Origin of the sequence: Adonisia turfae CCMR0081, from assembly GCF_011009555.1 — a bacterium.
Lineage (GTDB): Bacteria > Cyanobacteriota > Cyanobacteriia > Phormidesmidales > Phormidesmidaceae > Leptothoe > Leptothoe turfae.
Genome location: NZ_QXHD01000004.1, coordinates 6,136,268 through 6,155,305 on the forward strand (window position 1 = coordinate 6,136,268; position 19,038 = coordinate 6,155,305).

General features: G+C 43.9%; 15 protein-coding genes and 1 pseudogene. 4 read left to right on the plus strand and 12 right to left on the minus strand.

What is annotated here, in order from left to right:
* From DXZ20_RS30135 to DXZ20_RS30165, 7 genes and pseudogenes are all read right to left on the minus strand, one after another.
* Window positions 1–727: pseudogene (locus DXZ20_RS30135) on the minus strand (hypothetical protein); the annotation flags it as partial.
* A gap of 55 nt (window positions 728–782) precedes the next feature.
* Entirely contained in the window at window positions 783–1,805 is a 1,023-nt protein-coding gene (locus DXZ20_RS30140) for a hypothetical protein (RefSeq protein ID WP_163665619.1), read from the minus strand.
* 84 nt (window positions 1,806–1,889) lie between these two features.
* Window positions 1,890–3,605, minus strand: a complete 1,716-nt coding sequence (locus tag DXZ20_RS30145) for a hypothetical protein (RefSeq protein ID WP_163665620.1) — start codon at window positions 3,603–3,605, stop codon at window positions 1,890–1,892.
* Between the two features lie 263 nt (window positions 3,606–3,868).
* Window positions 3,869–5,815, minus strand: coding sequence for a hypothetical protein (locus DXZ20_RS30150; RefSeq protein WP_163702647.1), 1,947 nt, complete (start codon window positions 5,813–5,815; stop codon window positions 3,869–3,871).
* Window positions 5,816–5,992: 177 nt separating this feature from the next.
* Window positions 5,993–6,601, minus strand: a complete 609-nt coding sequence (locus tag DXZ20_RS30155) for a hypothetical protein (protein WP_163665624.1) — start codon at window positions 6,599–6,601, stop codon at window positions 5,993–5,995.
* A gap of 54 nt (window positions 6,602–6,655) precedes the next feature.
* Entirely contained in the window at window positions 6,656–7,957 is a 1,302-nt protein-coding gene (locus DXZ20_RS30160) for a S8 family peptidase (RefSeq protein WP_163702648.1), read from the minus strand.
* A gap of 94 nt (window positions 7,958–8,051) precedes the next feature.
* Entirely contained in the window at window positions 8,052–9,101 is a 1,050-nt protein-coding gene (locus DXZ20_RS30165) for a hypothetical protein (protein WP_163665628.1), read from the minus strand.
* A 634-nt stretch (window positions 9,102–9,735) separates the two neighbouring features.
* Here DXZ20_RS30165 and DXZ20_RS30170 point away from each other — a divergent pair.
* The 3 genes from DXZ20_RS30170 to DXZ20_RS30180 all read left to right on the plus strand — a co-directional run bounded on the left by DXZ20_RS30170 (window position 9,736) and on the right by DXZ20_RS30180 (window position 12,351).
* Window positions 9,736–9,897 carry a hypothetical protein gene (locus tag DXZ20_RS30170; protein ID WP_163665630.1) on the plus strand — a complete coding sequence of 54 codons (162 nt, stop codon included), beginning with the start codon at window positions 9,736–9,738 and terminating at the stop codon, window positions 9,895–9,897.
* Between the two features lie 141 nt (window positions 9,898–10,038).
* Window positions 10,039–11,295: an adenylate/guanylate cyclase domain-containing protein gene (locus DXZ20_RS30175; protein ID WP_163665632.1), complete on the plus strand. Its 1,257-nt coding sequence runs from the start codon at window positions 10,039–10,041 to the stop codon at window positions 11,293–11,295.
* 78 nt (window positions 11,296–11,373) lie between these two features.
* Window positions 11,374–12,351 carry a hypothetical protein gene (locus tag DXZ20_RS30180; RefSeq protein ID WP_163665634.1) on the plus strand — a complete coding sequence of 326 codons (978 nt, stop codon included), beginning with the start codon at window positions 11,374–11,376 and terminating at the stop codon, window positions 12,349–12,351.
* Here the strand turns inward: DXZ20_RS30180 and DXZ20_RS30185 are convergent.
* From DXZ20_RS30185 to DXZ20_RS30200, 4 genes are all read right to left on the minus strand, one after another.
* Window positions 12,311–13,075 carry a thioesterase II family protein gene (locus DXZ20_RS30185; protein WP_163665635.1) on the minus strand — a complete coding sequence of 255 codons (765 nt, stop codon included), beginning with the start codon at window positions 13,073–13,075 and terminating at the stop codon, window positions 12,311–12,313. The genes DXZ20_RS30180 and DXZ20_RS30185 overlap by 41 nt on opposite strands.
* Before the next feature lie 156 nt (window positions 13,076–13,231).
* The gene (locus tag DXZ20_RS30190) at window positions 13,232–14,419 is read right to left on the minus strand and encodes a folate/biopterin family MFS transporter (protein ID WP_163702649.1); all 1,188 of its coding nucleotides are present in this window, start codon (window positions 14,417–14,419) and stop codon (window positions 13,232–13,234) included.
* Between the two features lie 112 nt (window positions 14,420–14,531).
* Window positions 14,532–15,698, minus strand: coding sequence for an ABC transporter permease DevC (gene devC / locus DXZ20_RS30195; protein WP_163665639.1), 1,167 nt, complete (start codon window positions 15,696–15,698; stop codon window positions 14,532–14,534).
* A 48-nt stretch (window positions 15,699–15,746) separates the two neighbouring features.
* Complete coding sequence (locus DXZ20_RS30200) at window positions 15,747–16,937, minus strand: HlyD family efflux transporter periplasmic adaptor subunit (protein ID WP_163702650.1); 1,191 nt, start codon at window positions 16,935–16,937, stop codon at window positions 15,747–15,749.
* 186 nt (window positions 16,938–17,123) lie between these two features.
* On the opposite strand from DXZ20_RS30200, the gene DXZ20_RS30205 reads away from it, so the two are divergent.
* Complete coding sequence (locus tag DXZ20_RS30205) at window positions 17,124–18,272, plus strand: acyltransferase family protein (RefSeq protein ID WP_163702651.1); 1,149 nt, start codon at window positions 17,124–17,126, stop codon at window positions 18,270–18,272.
* Window positions 18,273–18,288: 16 nt separating this feature from the next.
* On the opposite strand, the gene DXZ20_RS30210 is transcribed toward DXZ20_RS30205, so the two are convergent.
* Window positions 18,289–19,038, minus strand: a 750-nt coding sequence (locus DXZ20_RS30210) for an EF-hand domain-containing protein (RefSeq protein ID WP_348918736.1), incomplete at its 5' end; no start/stop codon positions are given.

Below are 19,038 nucleotides of genomic sequence, written 5' to 3' on the forward strand. Positions count from 1 at the left end.
TCATCAATAGTTGCATCAAGGCCTGGTTATTCAAAGCCTGTTGGCCTGGTCCGCCCTTGGGGGACAGCAGAGCCGTGCCTGCATTCATCAGCAGTTGCTGATTCTGAGGATTTTGCAGAAAGGTACCCGCCTGTTTAAGGGCAGTCTGGGCCTGGGGATTGGTAACAACAGCCGTGGCCACTTTCTTGGCAGCCGGAATCAGCTTGCTAATAAAGGAGGAGAATCCTCCCATAGCCAGCGCCATATCCAGCGGGGGTGTTTCTTTATACGCAAAGGCAACCACCTCAACCGGCGGCTGGGCGATTGGTTGTGATGGCATAGGGACCTCCAAACTTAGGAAAACGGAAGAACGCGGGTTAGGGTGAACACCCCCTTGGGAAGAATGATGCTCACGGGGCAACCCGATAATGGGAAGCTCAACAATCTCAGAGAGGGCGAGGCCTTCTTGTTGAGCTGAACGAAAACTAAAGAGTTGAATATGACGATGGTTGCGACCAAACTGTTCTTTGGGAATAGCTAGGGTCTTACGACCTAAAATTTCCGGCGGCAACGGTCCCATCAAGGGTGACACAACGTTTGGACCCTCTAGCTGTTTGAGACCGTTAACCCGATAGATGTCCCCATCGCCGATGTGATAGCGGTAGTACCGATTGGTAATGCCAATATCAATATCAAAATGGGCATAATTATCATCAGTGTCTTGCCATCTTAAAATTGCCAGGGCCATGGTGTTTGCTCGATGTTGTCAAAAACCAAACGAGAGTCTGGACGCTAACCATTGATTATCCCCCTGGCAACTGTCCTGGTTGTTGCGGTTGAGCCCCTGCCTGGTTTTGTGGTGCTTCGCCACCATACATGGAAGCAAAGTTGTCTAGCTTAAAGTAATCTGACTTAAATACTAGCTCCACCGATCCCGTGATCTGGGCTGCTAAATCTGTTGTCGCCGTACTCTTAGCAGAAGACACACTAATTTTGCTGCGCTTTCTAGCACGGGAACTGCGTCGACCAATAAAGCCAAAGAGTCCCCCTCCATGGGTACCACCGGTCTTCGTGGTCGTTGTTTGAGCCGCCTTGTCAGTCTTGTTAATCTTTTCAGTAGCCTTGACATCAAAAACAACGGCTGCTTTTACCGTACCTCGTTCGACCACCAGTCGAGAGATACCCATTAAAATAGTCTCTCGCAATAAGGCCCGTTGTTCCTTTGCCAATGCCAGTTTGGCATCCATGATTTTAGCTTTCACTTGGTTGTCACCAAGATCCAGCTGTTGCCCACTGGCATTCCCTAGAGTGGGTTCACCCTGTTCATCTTCCATAAAGCTGAACTGGTCACCCATATTATCCGCCAGGTAACCAAAGGCATCTTCGTCACTGACATTTTTGACAAAGTGGCTCAGGGATTTAGTAGCAGACTTCAGCAGTTGCTGATATTCCTGCATCTGGGTAACAGTGACGTTCAGGTTGGCGTCAAAAACCCCCGTCAGCAGATCTTCTACAAATTCAGGAAAATCCACATCACTAATAAAGTCAGAGGCCATATCACCTGTTTCCGAGCCAATTCGCTCATTCAGGTGACGCTTGTCATTGATTTGATCACTGGCTGCCAGTCCAGTTGATAGGCCTCTTTGCGCCGCTAACTGACCACCATTGCCCTCAGCTAAATCATTGTATTGATTCTGCACCATGTCTTTATACATGGCCATCTGTTCATCTCGATTCATGTTGCGGAATGTAGGTGATTCCTGCAACAACTCCCGTGCCCGCTGTCGAGCTCTATGCATTCGATCATCGTGTACTAATTGTGACATGGTACGTCAGCCTCTATATGCCCAACAAAACTATCAACAAAACCCAAATGTACAGACATTGCATGCAACATCTCTCTCCTCTGCCTAATCCCAATCATCAAAATCATCATCCATACCGTCCATGTCATCCATACCATCGCCGTCTCTTCCAAAAGAGCCATCATCTTCCTCCATGGATGCTTGGGCAATAATCCAGGCTTCTGCCGACGAGAGAAAACTTTGGAATGAACTGTCTTGAACAGATCCTTCGTTAAAGTTTGAAATCCACTGAAAGACTTTGTTCCCTTCTACCGCAGAAGTGCGAATAGGGGCGCTGGAGACCATTATCCCCAAGTCTTCTTTTGCAACCTGTTCAACCACTGTCCAAATACTTTCACGTCGCCCACCATAGGATGTGAGTACATAGTCAGCCTTGATAATGTCTAATGCCTCTTGTAAATGGGCATAGTCTTCAGTTACCTGCAGGTGAGCCATACCGGTCATGGTTTCACTCAGGTTGTACTGTAGGTTCTTAGTAGCTTGATAAATCGGAGCCTTGGAGACCCAACTCTCGGCTGAGTAGCTGCCCTCTGCTTTGCGGATATACTCGGCTACTTCAGACATAAGCTGGTGCCACAGTCGAGGAAAGTCTTCATTGGCCACCATATTGGAGAGTAGCTGCCCTCCACCTCGATTTAATACACGACGATACAGCATAGCCCGCTCTTGGGGAGTGGAGCGCTCACTGCGCAGTTTATGGTAGCGGTAAAGGGCGGCAGCCGTTGTGCCATCGGGGACATCGAGAACGCCTCCGGCCCAGCGTAGTACCAGGGCATTGGCCACATCAAATACATGCATCCGTTCACCAATGCAGTAGATGTAGTCTAGGGCCCCTGCTGCTAAAATGTTGTCCGGACTAACGCCCTGCTCTTCGATACTCTCAAAGGTATCAACGGAAAAGTCCCAGGTGGTTTCTCCTCCTTTGATACGGGCCGTATCAATCGGATCCTCAGCAACGTTGGCGATTTTTAGCGCTTCATTATAGGCCAGGAAGAAGTATTCGTTGTAGACACCATTTGTAAAATCGCTTTCGGACGTAATTTGAACACCCAGTTTGACCAAATAATCGGTCATCCCCTGCTTAATTGCGGTGGTAAAAACAGAGCTGGGAAGAATTGTGCTCTCTCCGTTTGCCTCTTTCGTTTCTAGATTTTCAACAAACTGTTCTACATAATGGGGAATATCTCCCTCAGTATAGATGGTTGAGAGTAGCTCATTAACTGCAGGCTCAACCTTACCAACAGTAATGGGCAGCCCCTGTTCTAAGAGTAAATCCTCTAGCTGCTCCCAACGTTTGTCACCGGCTTGGACCTGAATATGCTTATCGTCCAGGACCAAGGCAATCATCCGGGCTAAAAAATATCGTTTGGGGATATCGCTCACATGGCGCAATACCGAATTATATATACCTTCAGTATCGTCTTTATCTATGCCATCACCGCTACTTATTGTACTATCATAATAAGTAATATCTCCAACATAAATAGATTTCCTGAGCAGCGTTGCGTAGATTATTGGCTCAGAGAGCAATAAGCGTAAAACATTATCTAACCCAGACTTATTTAACCGTTCAGTTATGACGGAGATAGTACCTAGCATCCCTTCGGTGGCAAGATAGGTTTTAGCCTGATCGCTACTTGCCAGGTTATCGTCTTTATCTTGGTAATAGAGTCTAGTTTTTTCTAATGCAGTTGTAGCGTAGGAATCTAAAGTAACAGATGGCTCAGTAATTTGTAGTACTAGATCTACGGTATCAGTCATGATAATTCTCCCAAAAAATCAATAGAATGAACAGATTGAAACGACGTCTTGAAGACTTTGGTCAGGGTATATCGGGTTGGTCTTTATTCTGTCTATTCCCGATATTTCCTGTTGGGTAAATGTTGAAAATAATCCATGAGAGCCTTTCTGATTTAGGTTGGCGGAGATAGACCGGAACTTTCAGTAATGTCATAGTTGGAGTGGTAGAGATAGATTGAAACCCTTAATAGAGTCATATGGCAAAGGTTGTAAAGATTGAGTTATTAAGTTGAACTAGTAAACAGGCTCCAAACCAGATCCCAATTGTCGATATCGCTGACAACAGTTTCCTCTTTCTCTTCCTCTCCTATTATTTGAGCTATTATGTCGGCTAACGATGTTGTATTGAGAGATGAGGAGCTAATAGCTGCGTTCACGGCATCTCTAATATCGTCTTCAATCAAGTAACTGTTGATAGCGTTAGTGACTGTTGTGGTTAAGCCTGCATTGGTAATCGTTGTGTTTACGGTATCTCTAATATCGTCTTCGATCGAATAACTGTTGATAGCGTTAGTGACTGTTGTGGTTAAGCCTGCATTGGTAATCGTTGTGTTTACGGTATCTCTAATATCGTCTTCGACCGAATAACTGTTAATAGCGTTAGTGACTGTTGTGGCTAAGCCCGCATTGGTAATCGTTGTGTTTACGGTATCTCTAATATCGTCTTCAATCAAGTAACTGTTAATAGTGTCAGTGGCCGTTGTGGCTAAGCCCGCATTGGTAATCGCTGTGCTTACGGCATCTCTAATATCGTCTTCAATCAAGTAACTGTTAATAGTGTCAGTGACTGTTGTATCTAAGGAGGAACTGGTAATCGTTGTGTTTACGGTATCTCTAATATCGTCTTCGATCGAATAACTGTTGATAGTGTTAGTGACTGTTGTGGCTAAGCCCGCATTGGTAATCGTTGTGTTTACGGTATCTCTAATATCGTCTTCGATCGAATAACTGTTAATAGCGTTAGTGGCCGTTGTGGCTAAGCCCGCATTGGCAATAGCTGTGCTCACGGTATCTCTAATATCGTCTTCGACCGAATAATTGTTAATAGCGTTAGTGACTGTTGTGGCTAAGCCTGCATTGGCAATGGCCTCCTTCAGGTATGTACTCAGACCGTTATCAACTGAATAATTGTTAATAGCAGTATCAATAGTGATATCCAAAGACGCATTGGTAATAGTATTACTCAGGTAATTTCTAAGCTCGTCATCAACCGAATAAGTGGATACAAAATTATTAATCGTTGTATCCAAAGATGCGTTGACGATGGCATCATTCAGGTAAATACTCAGTCCGTCATCAACCGAATAATTGTTGACAGCGTTAACAATAGTTGTATCTAAGGAAATACTGTTAATAGCATCCATCAAGAAATCATTAAGCTTCTCATCAACCGGATAATTGTTGACAGCATCAGGAATAATTTTATCCAAGGAGGCACTGTTCATGGCCTCAGCCAGAAAATCATCAAGCTTCTCATCAACCGGATAATTGTTGACAGCATCAGGAATAATTTTATCCAAGGAAGCACTGTTCATGGCCTCAGCCAGAAAATCATCAAGCTTCTCATCAACCGGATAATTGTTGACAGCTGTATGAACATTTGCAGCAAAGGAAGTACTGTCAAGGGCTGTGTTCACAAAGTCAGCAATAGTCGTATTAATAATATCAGTAATAGAATCGTCAATAGCCGTTTGAACTTGGCTCATAGTAGGAGCAGCATTGGCTGTTGTTTGAGCATTGCTCGCTCTTGTTTGAGCATTGCTCGCTATCGTTTGAGCATTGCTTGCTAACAACTGAGCAGTAAGGGCTAAATTCAGAACTATCTGGGCTGCATAGGCTGTAGTAATAATCGTATCTTTTAGGGACACAAATTCACTCTTAGCCAAATAGGAATAAAGTGAGAGTACTGTTTCTGGTAAGCTATCATCACTAAACCTATCTGGGGTCCAGCGAGAGAGATCTAATCTCTGATAGAAATCTAAGCTCTCAGTCGCCAAGTCAGGTACTACCTCAGAGAGCGAAATCTCGGACTCAGTAACAAATGTTTTAACAAAGTTCTCAATACTCCATGTTGTGCCAGCTAAAACTGAAGCCGAGATAGCATTATCCACCTCACTTGATGAGGTAAGTGGGAATAATTCATAAAGTCTAGAGAAGATATCAACAGCCATCAGCTAACTCCAGAAACCAAATATTCTTTAAACCAGTTTTCAGTCACTCACCTTTATGCAACCCTATCCTTAGCCAAAGAGAGTTATCGACCAATTGCAATGGCCCTAAGCCTCGTCTTAGTAATGGAATAATACTGAAAACGAGGCGTTACCATTGCAGCATTTACGCTATCGCTCTTATGCTGTCGCGAGAGCAAACTGGGACTTAATTACTGACCAATTATCAACTTCGCCACCTGTTATGGCCTCTGTTAGGTTATCCAGTGCTGTACCCATATCACTAATTTTAATTTGAAGGGTGTCTGTAAGCGCTGCAAGGGTGATTGTGGTTGCATTTTCTGTGTTAGCTGCCGTCAAAGCACTCTCAGCATCCACAAAGAGATCATAACAAGCACCTGTCGATGTAAGACTACTACCAAAACTAGCAGATCCTTTTACTGCCTCAATTGCCGTTGACAAAGTGGTCTGTAATTGTGGCTCGATTAGCGGGTCGTCTACCAACTCAGACCCAGCCTCTGATACACGGATAGCATTGTCATAGGCTAAATAGACATCTATCAAAGCTTGGCAGGCAGCTTGCAATAAATCATTATCTATTGAGTTCGTAATTGCGTTCCCCAGTGTCCCTGTGCTAATTAGATAGTTTCTTAATGCAAGCTGTGCTCTAAGTTCAGTAATTTGTGAGTCTGCCAACGGGAGAACTGACGTTGTTGACACTTCAACAAGCTCAAGGTTGGCGCTTAGGGTGAGGGAATTATGTAGAACAAATTCATCGAAAATCATCATTAATCTCTCAAAAAAATACAACTATTACAGCGGCCTGATCTCAGTAATGTCTAGTCAGGCTGCAAACTTGTAATCTAATAAACGTAGAGCATCCAGCAAATTCAGTTTGCCAAAACCTGCCTTGGGATGTTTAAACCGTTTATCGAGCTTGTCAGCAGTGTGTTTCAGCAGGTATTTAACCTGTTGGTCGGACAAATTAGCCTTATGGTGTTGTCGTGCATAGGATTTGAGTAGAGCGATCGCACCTGCAACAAAAGGTGAAGCATGGGATGTCCCCGTGGAGAAACCATAATCATTACCAATGTAAGTACTGTAAATATCAGTGCCAGGAGCAACAAAATCTACCTGTTTACCATAGGTGGAAAAGGGTGCAACGTTACCTGATTCATCCAGCGCCCCTACCGCAATCACATGGGGCAATGCACCTGGATAATAAAGTTGTTCTTTACCATCATTACCTGAGGCGGCAACAATGGAAACTCCTTTTCGGCGGGCGTAGTTTACAACGTCTTCATGGGGTAAACCACCACCGGTATGTTCTATCCCTAAACTCATATTAATCACATTTGCTCCATTGTCAATAGCCCATTTAATACCGGTATTAATATTGTCCACTAAGCCCGCACCAACTTTTTTAGACCCTCTCTTTAGTGCTCCTAACACCCGTACTGGCAAAATCTTGCACTTGGGCACCACACCCAAAGGCATCTTTATCCCCTGACCAGAAACGATTCCAGCCACATGGGTACCATGGCCTACTTCATCGTCTGGGTCTTCGTCATAGCCTAAATAATCACCGAGAAACTTACCGGCACCATCAATAATATCAACAAAATCTGCGCCGGGAAGTAACACATTTGTTAATTCAGGGTGATCGAGATCAACCCCCGTATCGAGAACAGCAATGGTGATTTGAGAATCTCCCTGGCTGTAATCATGGGCTTCTGGTAGGTAGATGGCTTGACGCGATCGCATACCCGTAGTGAGACTAAACCCCTTAGCAATTACCTGAGGTAGCTCAGCTGTCGCCACTCTCCCAGCCGTGACCGTTTCGACATTAGGAATAACAGCAATATCGTCAATTAACCCTGGTGGAATATTTTTATTCTGTTGCAAAATCAGACGATATGTCCGATCAAACTTACTTTCTCTCTCATCGTGATCCCAATGAGTTTCTCTGGCAGGCCTATACTCCCGCGTCATCTGAAACGAGCACCCATAGTTTTCAGTCACCCTATCCACTGTTGGCGTGAGATATATGGGTGCTGTTGCTTTACGCTGAGCAACATCCTCCCAGTAGGGAATCTGACCAGGGGCAATATCTTTAACTAGGGTCAATAGAATATGAGGTTTCATAGCGATTCCACCGTCAGCCTGAACAGCGTTTTTTCTTCCGAACAGTTATCCATCAGATATCAGCGTGTTTTGTTGCCAAAACGGAGCGTTAGGGTTAACTCGCCCCTACCACAGCCCATTTGACCGTAATCTCGTCAGAATGATTGTTAAATATCCAATCAATACCTCCGTTTTGGCCATTGTCACTCTTTGTGAAATTCTCCTCAATATTGCCATTGGAAACGAAAAGAATTGTTTCGCCTGGCTCCAACGACCAAGCATTCTGATCTTTAAGGGGGACTAGCTCGTCTGCTCCCAGTCCTGAGTCTTCATCGCCTATTTTGATTGTTTCTCCTCGCCCGACTAGTAAGCAGCCAGCCGGTGAACCGGGTAGAAGGTATGAATCAAATGCCTCTGTATACACAGAAGTATAGCCAACATAGTCAATGGATTTACCCTCTGCAAAAATTTTCCAGGTCCCTTCAGCTGAGAAATAAAATGTTAGGGTATGCTCAAAGTTATTCTTAAACAGGTATCCCGATGCGGCCTCAACCTTAAATCTACCGTTAGTAGGAGTCTCTCTATTAACTTCAAGGAACCACCAAACAGTAATACTATCTGTAGCAGATAGATCATACAAATCGCTACTTTGAGAATAATAATTACAAAGCAAGGAGACGCTTTCTTTTGGATCCAGGCTAATGGTAGTCTGCTCTCCCACCTCTTCATAGTGCTCTGCTTGCTTAATTAATAGGGCACCCACTGGAAATGTGGGCTTGAGAACATGTGAGGGAACTAGAATTGATTCGGCTGGATCAACTGTCTGGCCAAGGGAAGTGAGCGACAATGGATTTTCTAGCTCACCTGGCAATAGCTCATCTGGAACCTCGACTGACCATGTCCCTTTAACATCAGGGACAAAGGTTACTTTCACCTTAAAATCAGTGGGATTCGTAAACAGTTCACCTTCATTGGCATTGGCAACAACTGATAACTGACCATAGTTCAAAAACGAAGACAGCAAAATTGGTGTTGTATTAGTAACAGCTGGCTCTTCTACAATTGTCGATGTTGTTTCCCCATTTGCAGAATTCACTGAACTGGCCAGTCCAAACCCTTGGCTAATCGCTGTCCAATTTGCTGTTGAGCGTGATTTCTTAACCATATTCTCTAAAACAGATACTATTTACTTCGATCACGTTCAGCCACCCATTCAGAGCAGACATTCTTCTCTGAATTCACTTGACATAGGTTTACAGGGTGCAGAAACTCTAATTTTCTGGATGGCTATAACAGCTCACCAAAAAACTTTTTATCAAAAACCATACAAGCAGGGAATAACGCCTAAAATCAGGCATCGTGACAGCATCACGACAGACAATCAAACGTCTTCTTGGACCATATCTTCTATCTTCAAACAAAGAGTAGCAAGATTTTAGCCTCAAGAAAAGCATGCTACCAAAAAGCTAAAACCCATACTATAGGCTCTCTTATTTTATTAGCTACAACACGCAAAGAAACATCTGTCAAACAGATCTAGTGCTACTTAGCTCAAAAAACAAAAGGCTTCTGGGTACATCACCAACTTAAACCAGTAGACCTATCATAGACAAGGGAAGAAAATACCGCCAGACATTTCGAGACATTTCAATTTTTCTTAGCAAATGAAACAATGCTTTACCAAACAATCCATGCAACAATAATTACCTATACTACAAGATCATAATCTCGGTGTAGCGTTGCACCGAGATTACAGGCAATATTTAAAGTAGTCTCGGTATAGCATTGCACTAGCTCCAATGGGTCTTTCGAACACAACAGAGCTGTCGCAAATGATCGTTTCCTCCACCCACATTATTCATATCTTTGACCGAGAAGGGGATATTGCTGAAGTGCTTTACAACGTTAATAATTTGCGCCATACCGGTGTCGTAGTGTGGGCCGACACAATTATTTTTTGAAGACGATCCCAATCGATTATGGGGCAAGCTGGAAGCTCAGCCAATAGTGACGTATCATGCGGTTAATTTGTGGGTAACCATAACGCATCAAATCACAATAACCTTGGCCATTTTATGAAGTAAAGCTTGCCATTATCCAAGATGAATTCTGAAACATCTATTCCAGATCCCAATGGGCATTCTTCCCTGGAAACAGAGATCATACGCTTACGTAAATTAGTTGAAGACTTAACGCTAAAAAATAGCGAATTAGAAACTATCGTTGAAATTATTACAGATCACTCAACAACCCTGGAAAATAATCTCAAAGAACAGAATCAAACCATGGTAGATTACATTGAACAAGTCAATACAATTACGGCGGCAGCTATTACAGTTCAAAACAATACCTTTAATCCTAATAGTCTAAAATCTATCTCTGCCCGAACCGATGAGCTAGGCAACTTAGCTCAAGTTTTTTCAGAAACGGTACAATCCGTTAAACATCATGAGCAGCAGCTAATTGATGCCAATAAACACCTTTCCGATCTTTTAGAGGCCTACAGTCGATTTGTCCCTGAAGAATACCTGATTTTTCTTAAGCAAGATAGTATTATCAATATTCAACTGGGGGATCACGTTAGTAAAGAGATGGCCGTTATGTTTTCTGATATCCGCTCATTTACAACCCTGTCGGAACACATGACCCCCCAGGAAAACTTTAACTTCATTAATGCTTACCTACGACGGGTTAGCCCAGAAATTCGTAATCACAATGGCTTCATCGTTAAATATCTAGGGGATGGCATGATGGCAGTTTTTCCCGAAAGCGTTGATGATGCACTGCAGGCGGGCATTGCCAAAGCTAAGCGAGTGACAGAATATAATCAGCACCGTTTGTCTGCGGGGTACCAACCATTGGAAGTGGGTATTGGTATTCATGTGGGGCATATGATGGTAGGCATGGTTGGTGAAGCTAATCGTATGCAGGGCGATGCCTTCTCAGACAATGTCAACTTGACTGCTCGGCTAGAAGGGTTAACCAAATACTATGGCGCATCGCTCCTCATTTCAGAGGAAGTTTTGGGGCAGTTAAGTCAGCCTGAACAGTACACTTTTCGATTGTTAGATCGCGTTATCGTCAAGGGGCGTCAAGAACCCATTACCATTTATGAAGTCTTAGAAGCTGACCTTGAAACCTCTCATTTTCTAAAAAAGAAGACTCTTGCCCTGTATCAACAGGCAAGAAAATTCTATCAAGAGGGCAACTGGGTTCAGGCACAGAGGTATTTTGAACAGGTTCTAAAGATCAACCCAATAGATAAAACAGTACAATTTTACTTAGAACGGATTCAACAATTAAGCCAACGGAGCCTTCCTAATGGTTGGCAAGGCATTTGGAGCTTTACTCAAAAATAACGGTTAATAAATTGAATTACATTTACTCATTTATAACTTTCTACTCTCATTGTCAGGGTTCAAGCTGCAGGTTCCATTATGCTCCCCAATACTTTCTCTGAAACTGTTGCCTTAACAAAACAGTTTGTATTAGCAGAATTTGATAAAACAATTCAAAATCAACAGCTTTACTATCACAATCGCTGGCATATCAAGACTGTCCAACGACGAGCCAATCAAATCTTTTCTATCGTTGCCCCCCATTGGCAAAAGTCTAATCAGGACACCCAGAAAAACCCTGATCTAAGTCGCATACACAGCCTACTTGATTTGTGTGTAGCAACCCATGATATGGTACAAATCTTCTTGCCTCAAAGTCATCCCCATATTACTCGTCGGCGAGCCAGTGGAGAGAGTGAAAAGGCAACATGTGACAAGTTGTTGACCTATATTTGCCAGCTTAATCAGAACCTGGCATTAGCTGGGAAATTTCAAGCGCAGTTTTCTGAGAAAGATATTGAGTTACTCCAATTGGCAATTCTAGGCACAATTTGCACCTATAGTCCTTTAGAAGAATCTATTTATCAACCTGCTTTATATGATTCCGAAAATCCACCCCATATTATCACTCGTATCCTTGCTCTAGCCGATATTTCATCCCTGGGGATGGATGGTGTTACAGTTTATAATCGGGAAGGGAGTCTAATCTTTTTAGAAGAGAATCCAGATATTATTCCCTACATTCAAGAACAGAAAATAGAACTGTTATCAGCAGAACATCCCGAACTTGCTGAAAGTTTTAGACAGCGCTTACTCAAGCGAGCCCGCTGGCAACTTAGCTTTGCCCGTTCCCGATTGAGCAGAACGATTCAAGAATTAATGTTTTTTTCTGATGACGTCATTGACGCCTTGGTTAGAGACGCGTTTCCCTATTTAAATGAAGAGACTCTCAGGATAGTTGAAAAAACTACACCCACAGCTGTATCAACATCTTTGCAACAATTGCTTAAGTTTTTTCAACTAGACCCAGATCTAATCAAAAATCAGCTACAAACTCCGTCAAGGCTTGAATCATAGCAACTTTATTCTGCTCCTCTACCAAATACATATGCCCTCCAGGGAACAACTTCAATTGGAATGTCTGATCGGTCTGCTCCTGCCATCGCATCAGATCTTGAGTGTTTACCCCTTTATCATTCTCCCCCCCTAACGCTAAAATGGGACAGGATAAAGGGCCTCTAGGATAATAACTATAGGTTCGATTCAGATATAAGTCTGCCCGATAAATTCGCAATAACAGTTCCATCATCTTAGTATCTTGCAAAACCACCTCCGGTGTCCCCTCATCGGCCCGTAGCTCGGCAATTAATGTTGCATCATCCTGCTGGTCATCGCGCTGAGCTGCAAAAGTATGAGGTGGCTGACGTGCCGAAACAGCCAAAGCTACAGGAGCATATCCAAAACGATCCCGCAGTTGATGGGCTACTTCAAAACTCACTAAAGCTCCGAAGCTATGGCCAAACAAAACAAATGGCTGATCACAATGGGGGGTAAGCGCCTGTACCAAGGGTTCAACTAACTTCGGCCACTGGGTCAACAGCGGCTCACGAAACCGAGTTTCACGACCTGGCAATCGTAATGCCCAAAGATTTATCCATCCAGGCATGGCTGCTGGCCAATGGCGAAAAAACACACTACCAGATCCAGCAGGAGGGAAACAAAATACATTCAGTCGAGCCTGAGATCGCTGCTCACCTAAGGGTATCAGCCAGTCAGCGCTATTCTCTGGTATATGTGTCATTCCACCTAAACCCAACATTCAGTAGCTGTTTATTAGTACTACGACATAATAGCTACCAGCGATAACGGTATAGTTTAAACACTTCTGAACTTTTGACATCAATACGGCAGATCTACATGACTAACATAACCTACATCATAAATCGATAAAACACACCTAAAACCCCCGCAATTTATCTGAGTATACGGCTATCAATGAAATTCCCCCGCCACACAACAGAATATATAACGAGCCAATTATCGCAACCATTGCAAATGAGATACCCCAATCATAAAGTTGTCCCCCCCACAACAGCCCTATATTGGTTGCCAAGTTTGCAACAGAAACCATCAGGGCATAGGTAAACCCCTCTGCTCCTTGGGGGCAGATTTGTACCACTAGCCCAAAAAGTCCTAGAGTTCTTAATGTGACCGTAAACCCGCGAACAAGGTAAACGCCATAGGCGCTGGAAACATCCTGCATAAAGGATAAGCTCAGCAGGGAAATTGCACCACTGATGATGACTAATCTTAAAAGGGGTAGTTTTGGAAAGCGTTGCGTTAGAATTCCAAAGGCAATTGCCCCCAACCCTAATCCCAAACACTCCACCGCTTTAAGATTACCGATTAGCGTGTTGCTAAAGTCCAAGATCTGCCGCTGGTAAACATAGTCCACTGGAGTTGGGCTAATGTCCAGCAACAGGATCAAGCCAAGCATCAATTTTAGGTTGGGTTGCTTGGCTGCCTGCCAAAATTGTTGCCAACTTCGGCCTAGAGTAAACGTTTTATTGGGTTGTTCAGGAAAGAAACTTAGAACAGCGATAAAGCCAATTCCTGGGAAAATTGTGCTCAGTAGGAACACAGTTGAAAGAGGGGTGTGCTCGGCTAACCACCCACCTAGACCGTACATTGCGATCGCAGTAAATCCTAATCCCGCCCACTGAGAAGCTTGCAGGATATTGGCGTTGCCTTGTTTCTGACCTTCTACCACCATTAATTTATCTGCTACTACATCAGAAAATGCCACACCAGTGGAAATCACCAGGCCCAAGGCAACTAAACTTATAGCTGAGGGTTCAGACCAACTTGTGATCATCACAAAGCTCACAATGATGCCGCCATAACAAATGAGTAAATAACTTTTGAAGGTATGACCAAACAGGGGCACCCCATCGACTAAAAGACCCCAAAGAGGTTTGATAAACCAAGGTAGAACGACTACTAGCTGAAAACTAGCCAGCTGAGTGGCAGAAAATCCTAGCGTATCGGTCAGATAAGTTACAAGGGGTAGAAAGGCTAGTCCTGGATTACTACAAGCCGCTTGAATGCCATAGAGCAATACCATGAAACCAATGAGCTGAATCATGCTCCCCCCTTTAGAATGTAGAGGTGTCCCATGCATGGAACACCTCTACACCTTATAGGCTCCTAGGCTCCTTATGTATTGTTTTGAATCAATCCCTTGGTTGATCTAAAACTTATCTAAACAAATCGGCTGGATCAGCATCCTTGAGTTTTACCAGGGCAATAATGCTAGCTAAAGAACAGGTAATCACAGTCAAGATAAAAATAGTGCATATTCTTGCCACACTCATATCCATAGGCAGGCGAGTTTGGTTTTGAATAAATCCGAATAAATATAGACAAATAATAACGCCAGGAATAAATCCCAGGACTGCCATCATCACACTTTCCTGAAGAACCGTATTCATTAAATACCGATTGGTATATCCAATGGCCTTGAAAGTAGCGTATACCGAAATATATTCAGAGATTTGGGTAAATAAAATCTGGTAGATAATCACCCCACCAAATAAAGAACTCATCATTGCCACAGTATTAAAAATAAAGCCAATAGGAGACCCTGTATGCCAATACTGCTTCTCACTCGCCATGGCTTCTTCTTTAGTCAAAACTGTTAAACCGTTAGGTAAGATTTCAGCAATTTTTTGTTTGACTTCCTGGGGATCACTTCCTGTTTCTAAGATAACAAGACCAATGTTGACTTGAGAGATAGGATGATTAAATAGGTGCGAAAAGTTCAGATCACTGGTCACCATGATGCCATTGGCAGATAAAATGCCGCCACCCAGAGAAAAGAGACCGGCAATCTTAATTTTCTTATCTGCCGCTTCTGTGATGAAAGATCCCTGATCTTCGAGGTTCTGAATAATTGGCCCATATCCAGACTGGGAAAGCTGATCATACAGGTAGGTATTGGCCTGGGTAATGACATTCAATTGCTGATTGATTTCAGACAAATTAAACGCAGACTGATTAGGATCAAAGGCGAATATAAGAATTACTTTTTTAGCTAGTGTCTGGGGATTTCTGAGGCCAGCAGACTTGAAATAAAGTGGACGACTTGACGCTACTCCCTGGATAGCGGAAATCTGAGACAAGACCCTTTTGGAAAAATTCTCTGCTCTGAGTGCCCAAAAGTTTTCTGCTTGATCAGATTGAATAAATAGATCCGCCTGCAATGCTTTATGAATTGTCACTGCATCTTCAAAAATACCATCCCTTAGTGCCGTAGCCACAAACATCAGGACAACAGAAAGAGTGACACTAAGCAGACTGATAAACAGGCGAGACTTTTTGTGGGTTAATTGTAGCCATGCCTCTGAGTCGAAAATATTCATCATGGATTGAGCGACTCAATTACTGATAAAGAGTGAACAACAATATAGTCACTATGGGGTTTGGATGGTAACGTCAGCCTCCATATGAATAAATTGTTCTACTTTTTGGCTATCAGATGGGTCCAAGCGAATCTTCACTTCAAAAACCCTGGCGTCAATTCCTAAGGCGGGATCATTATTAAAGATTCCTTTCTGGTCAATTTGAGGTGAAATTTGTTCCACTGTTCCTTGTAGGGCTTCCATCAGGGCACTAATTTTAACCGTTGCGGTTTGTCCAGGTTTGAGCCTGGAAATATCGGTCTCGTAAACCTCCGCCAGAACGTACATGGCTTGAGTTTGCCCTAACTCCAGGATGCCATCGTCAAATTTCACTCGCTCACCGGCCTGGGTATGGATTTTCAAGACACGTCCAGCGACTGGCGCTCGGACCCTAGCAAGCTCCACAGTGGCTTCTGCTTCTGCCACGGCGGCTGTCGCTTCCTCCAGCTCGGCTTGGGCTATGGTCACATCAACGGGGCGCACCTCGGTCAATTTGTCTAAGGTGGCGCTTTCACGGCGAATTTGTTGGGCGCGGGTGGATTGGATATTTTCTAGCTGGGCCTCGACTTCATCGAGTCGGGCTTGGGCAATTTCGAATGCTTCTTGTTTATCTTCCAGGTCAGCAATACTGATAGCTCCTTCATTGTAGAGGGTTTGAAATCGTTGATAGGAGCTTTCTGCATTTACTAACTCAGCTTGCATACGAGTAATCAGCGCCTGTTGCTCAATTACTTCGGTACGTACTTGAGCTTCTAGATTGGCAATCTGAGCCTCTTGAGCGGCTAGATCCCCCAATTTCGCGTCTCCCGCTAATATTCCCTCTAGCTGAGCCTGAGCCACAGCCATTCTCTTTTCGGCCCGAGTTAGACTGGCCTGTTGCGCATAGAAAGGGTCAAGAAGAGCTAGCACTTGCCCTTGAATGACAGTTTCCCCTTCTTGAACCTGGAGCTCAATTACTCGAACATCAGCTAACTGGCCTGCACCAGAAATGTTAATAACACCATCCTTAGGAACAATTCGTCCTAATGCGGCAATGGTGGGAGATGGAGTGTCAGGGGTTTCAAGGGTCTCCAACTCCGTTTCCTGTGCCTGAGAGGTTCGAGATATTACCTGATTATAAATAGGCCAGGCAAGTACCGTGAAAACGATTAGCACAATGGCCCATTTATATTTTCGCAATATCACCAGTGAATTAAGCTGCATGATGTCAGTTGGTCTATATCTACACGCGTCGGAAGCTACAAAATCTACGCTAGCAACTGACGGGGCTTTTAGTCCGTTATTACCGTACTTTCTTTAACGTTAATAATCTTGCATAATGGCAGAAATATATTTTTATGTCAGTTTTGAAATGATATTAATTTGACTGACGCTTAGCATCAATGGGCAATGCGACACTACGACTTTGACTGGATCAGAACGGTTGTTATTCTTAATCTCATTCCTCTACACGTGGTCTGGTTGATGTTGTTTATCCCAGGGTTTTCACAAGTAGAGACAGCAAGTATGACAGCCTTGCTCTTGAAACTTTACATTGCCTTAGTGTCATCGTGGCATATGCCTCTTCTATTTTTGATTGCAGGCTATAGCGCAGCGGTCTCTTTAAGCAAACGATCAATTCGTGATTTTTACAGAGAACGGATTCAGCGACTTTTAATTCCCCTCGTTATATTTATGGTAACGTTGGGACCGATACAACGGTATCTTTGGCCTAACCATCTAGTCCCTCGTAATCTCACTGATTTTTTCATACATTACTTGCCCTTGCACATGGGGACAATTTTGCTGGGGCCTTGTGGTTCACGGTTGGGGCCTCGGTGGGAACATCTGTGGTTTCTTGCCTATCTCTTGGTGATGAGTTTCACTGTTCTAGTCGTCTTAATTCGATTGTCTAGGGCAACTATCATGGCGATGGCAAACTTGCTGTATCGCCATATTATTTGGCTACCGATGCTCGGTTTTGGTGGTGCCATGGCAACTTTAGGATATGTGTGGCCCTTGTTTGACTGCCAAACTCTGTTTCAGGACTGGGGACATTTTGTCTATAACCTATGGGCGTTTGTGATTGGCTATCTGATGTATGCAGACTCCCGTCTGGGCAAGGCTATCCAAGCCAAATCTGGTTTGTTTTATAGCCTATTCCTGGTCAGTTTACTGGCACGCTTATTGCTGTTGAGCCAATACCAGGAAAACTTTTATGGAGATACGTCTGATCTGGGGCTATACCTGCTGCGTTCTGCTATAACGGGGGTTCATACCTGGAGCGCGATCGCATCAATCCTGATTCTTACCCGCCGTCATCTGGCCACCATAACCAATCCCTTCCTGAAATACATGGGTCAGGCTTCATTACCGATTTATATCGTGCACCATCCTCTGATCGTGATTTTGGGGCTCTATATTCCTAAACTAGGACTCAGCATCTTTCCCGAATTCTTAGTGTTGACCATTTTGACTACCCTATTCACCTTCCTAACCTATGAGTTGCTAATTAAACCCTGGTCCTTAGTTCGCATGGGCTTTGGCATGAAACCATAGGGAGAACAAAATTTTCCTAAAGCCGCTGCGGTAAACTCACACCAAAAATCCAGTTACCTGGTGCTTGAACATCATCGCTATAGAGAAACTGAGCAAAGATGGTTTCAAATTCTTCCTGGCAAAGATGGCCATCCTGGTTGAGATCTAGAGTATGAAATGCTTCTTCCAATGCTTCTGTCCGAATGCCATAGGCCTGGTAGAACGTGCGCAACTCATCTATAGCCACCCGGCCATCTTGGTTAGTGTCAATGACCTGAAGAAAGAGATCGGCAAAGTCATAATCCACCTCTTTCTCCAACCAATGTAGCCATTCAGCCCGATCAATACATTGATTGCCATCACGATCGGCCAGCTGTTGCAACATTTCACCAAACCCCACTAAGGAAGCCTGCAAAACCTCATATTCCGATGTTCCTGGGGACCAACCACGAAGTTTGGCCAAGGCCTGCCCCGCTTGTCGAAAATCTTTGAGTTCAATGGTGCCACTGTTATCAAGATCCAACAGTTCAAACAAATGTATTAACTTCTGTTGACGACGACGACGCATGATCGCCGAGAAACGGGAATGGGTAACTTGCTGCCAACAAAGAATGACCGCAACGGCAATTAAGGCTGAACCAGTCCAGTAGGGCCAATTTTCTCCCAAGCTTCCAAACAAAAAACCGGCCCAAACGGATCCTAAAAAGGTAGCTAAGCCAATCACAGACTGCATCAAGCCCAGGGTCTTACCCTGTTGTTTCGCCCCAGCTAACTGACTGAGTAAACT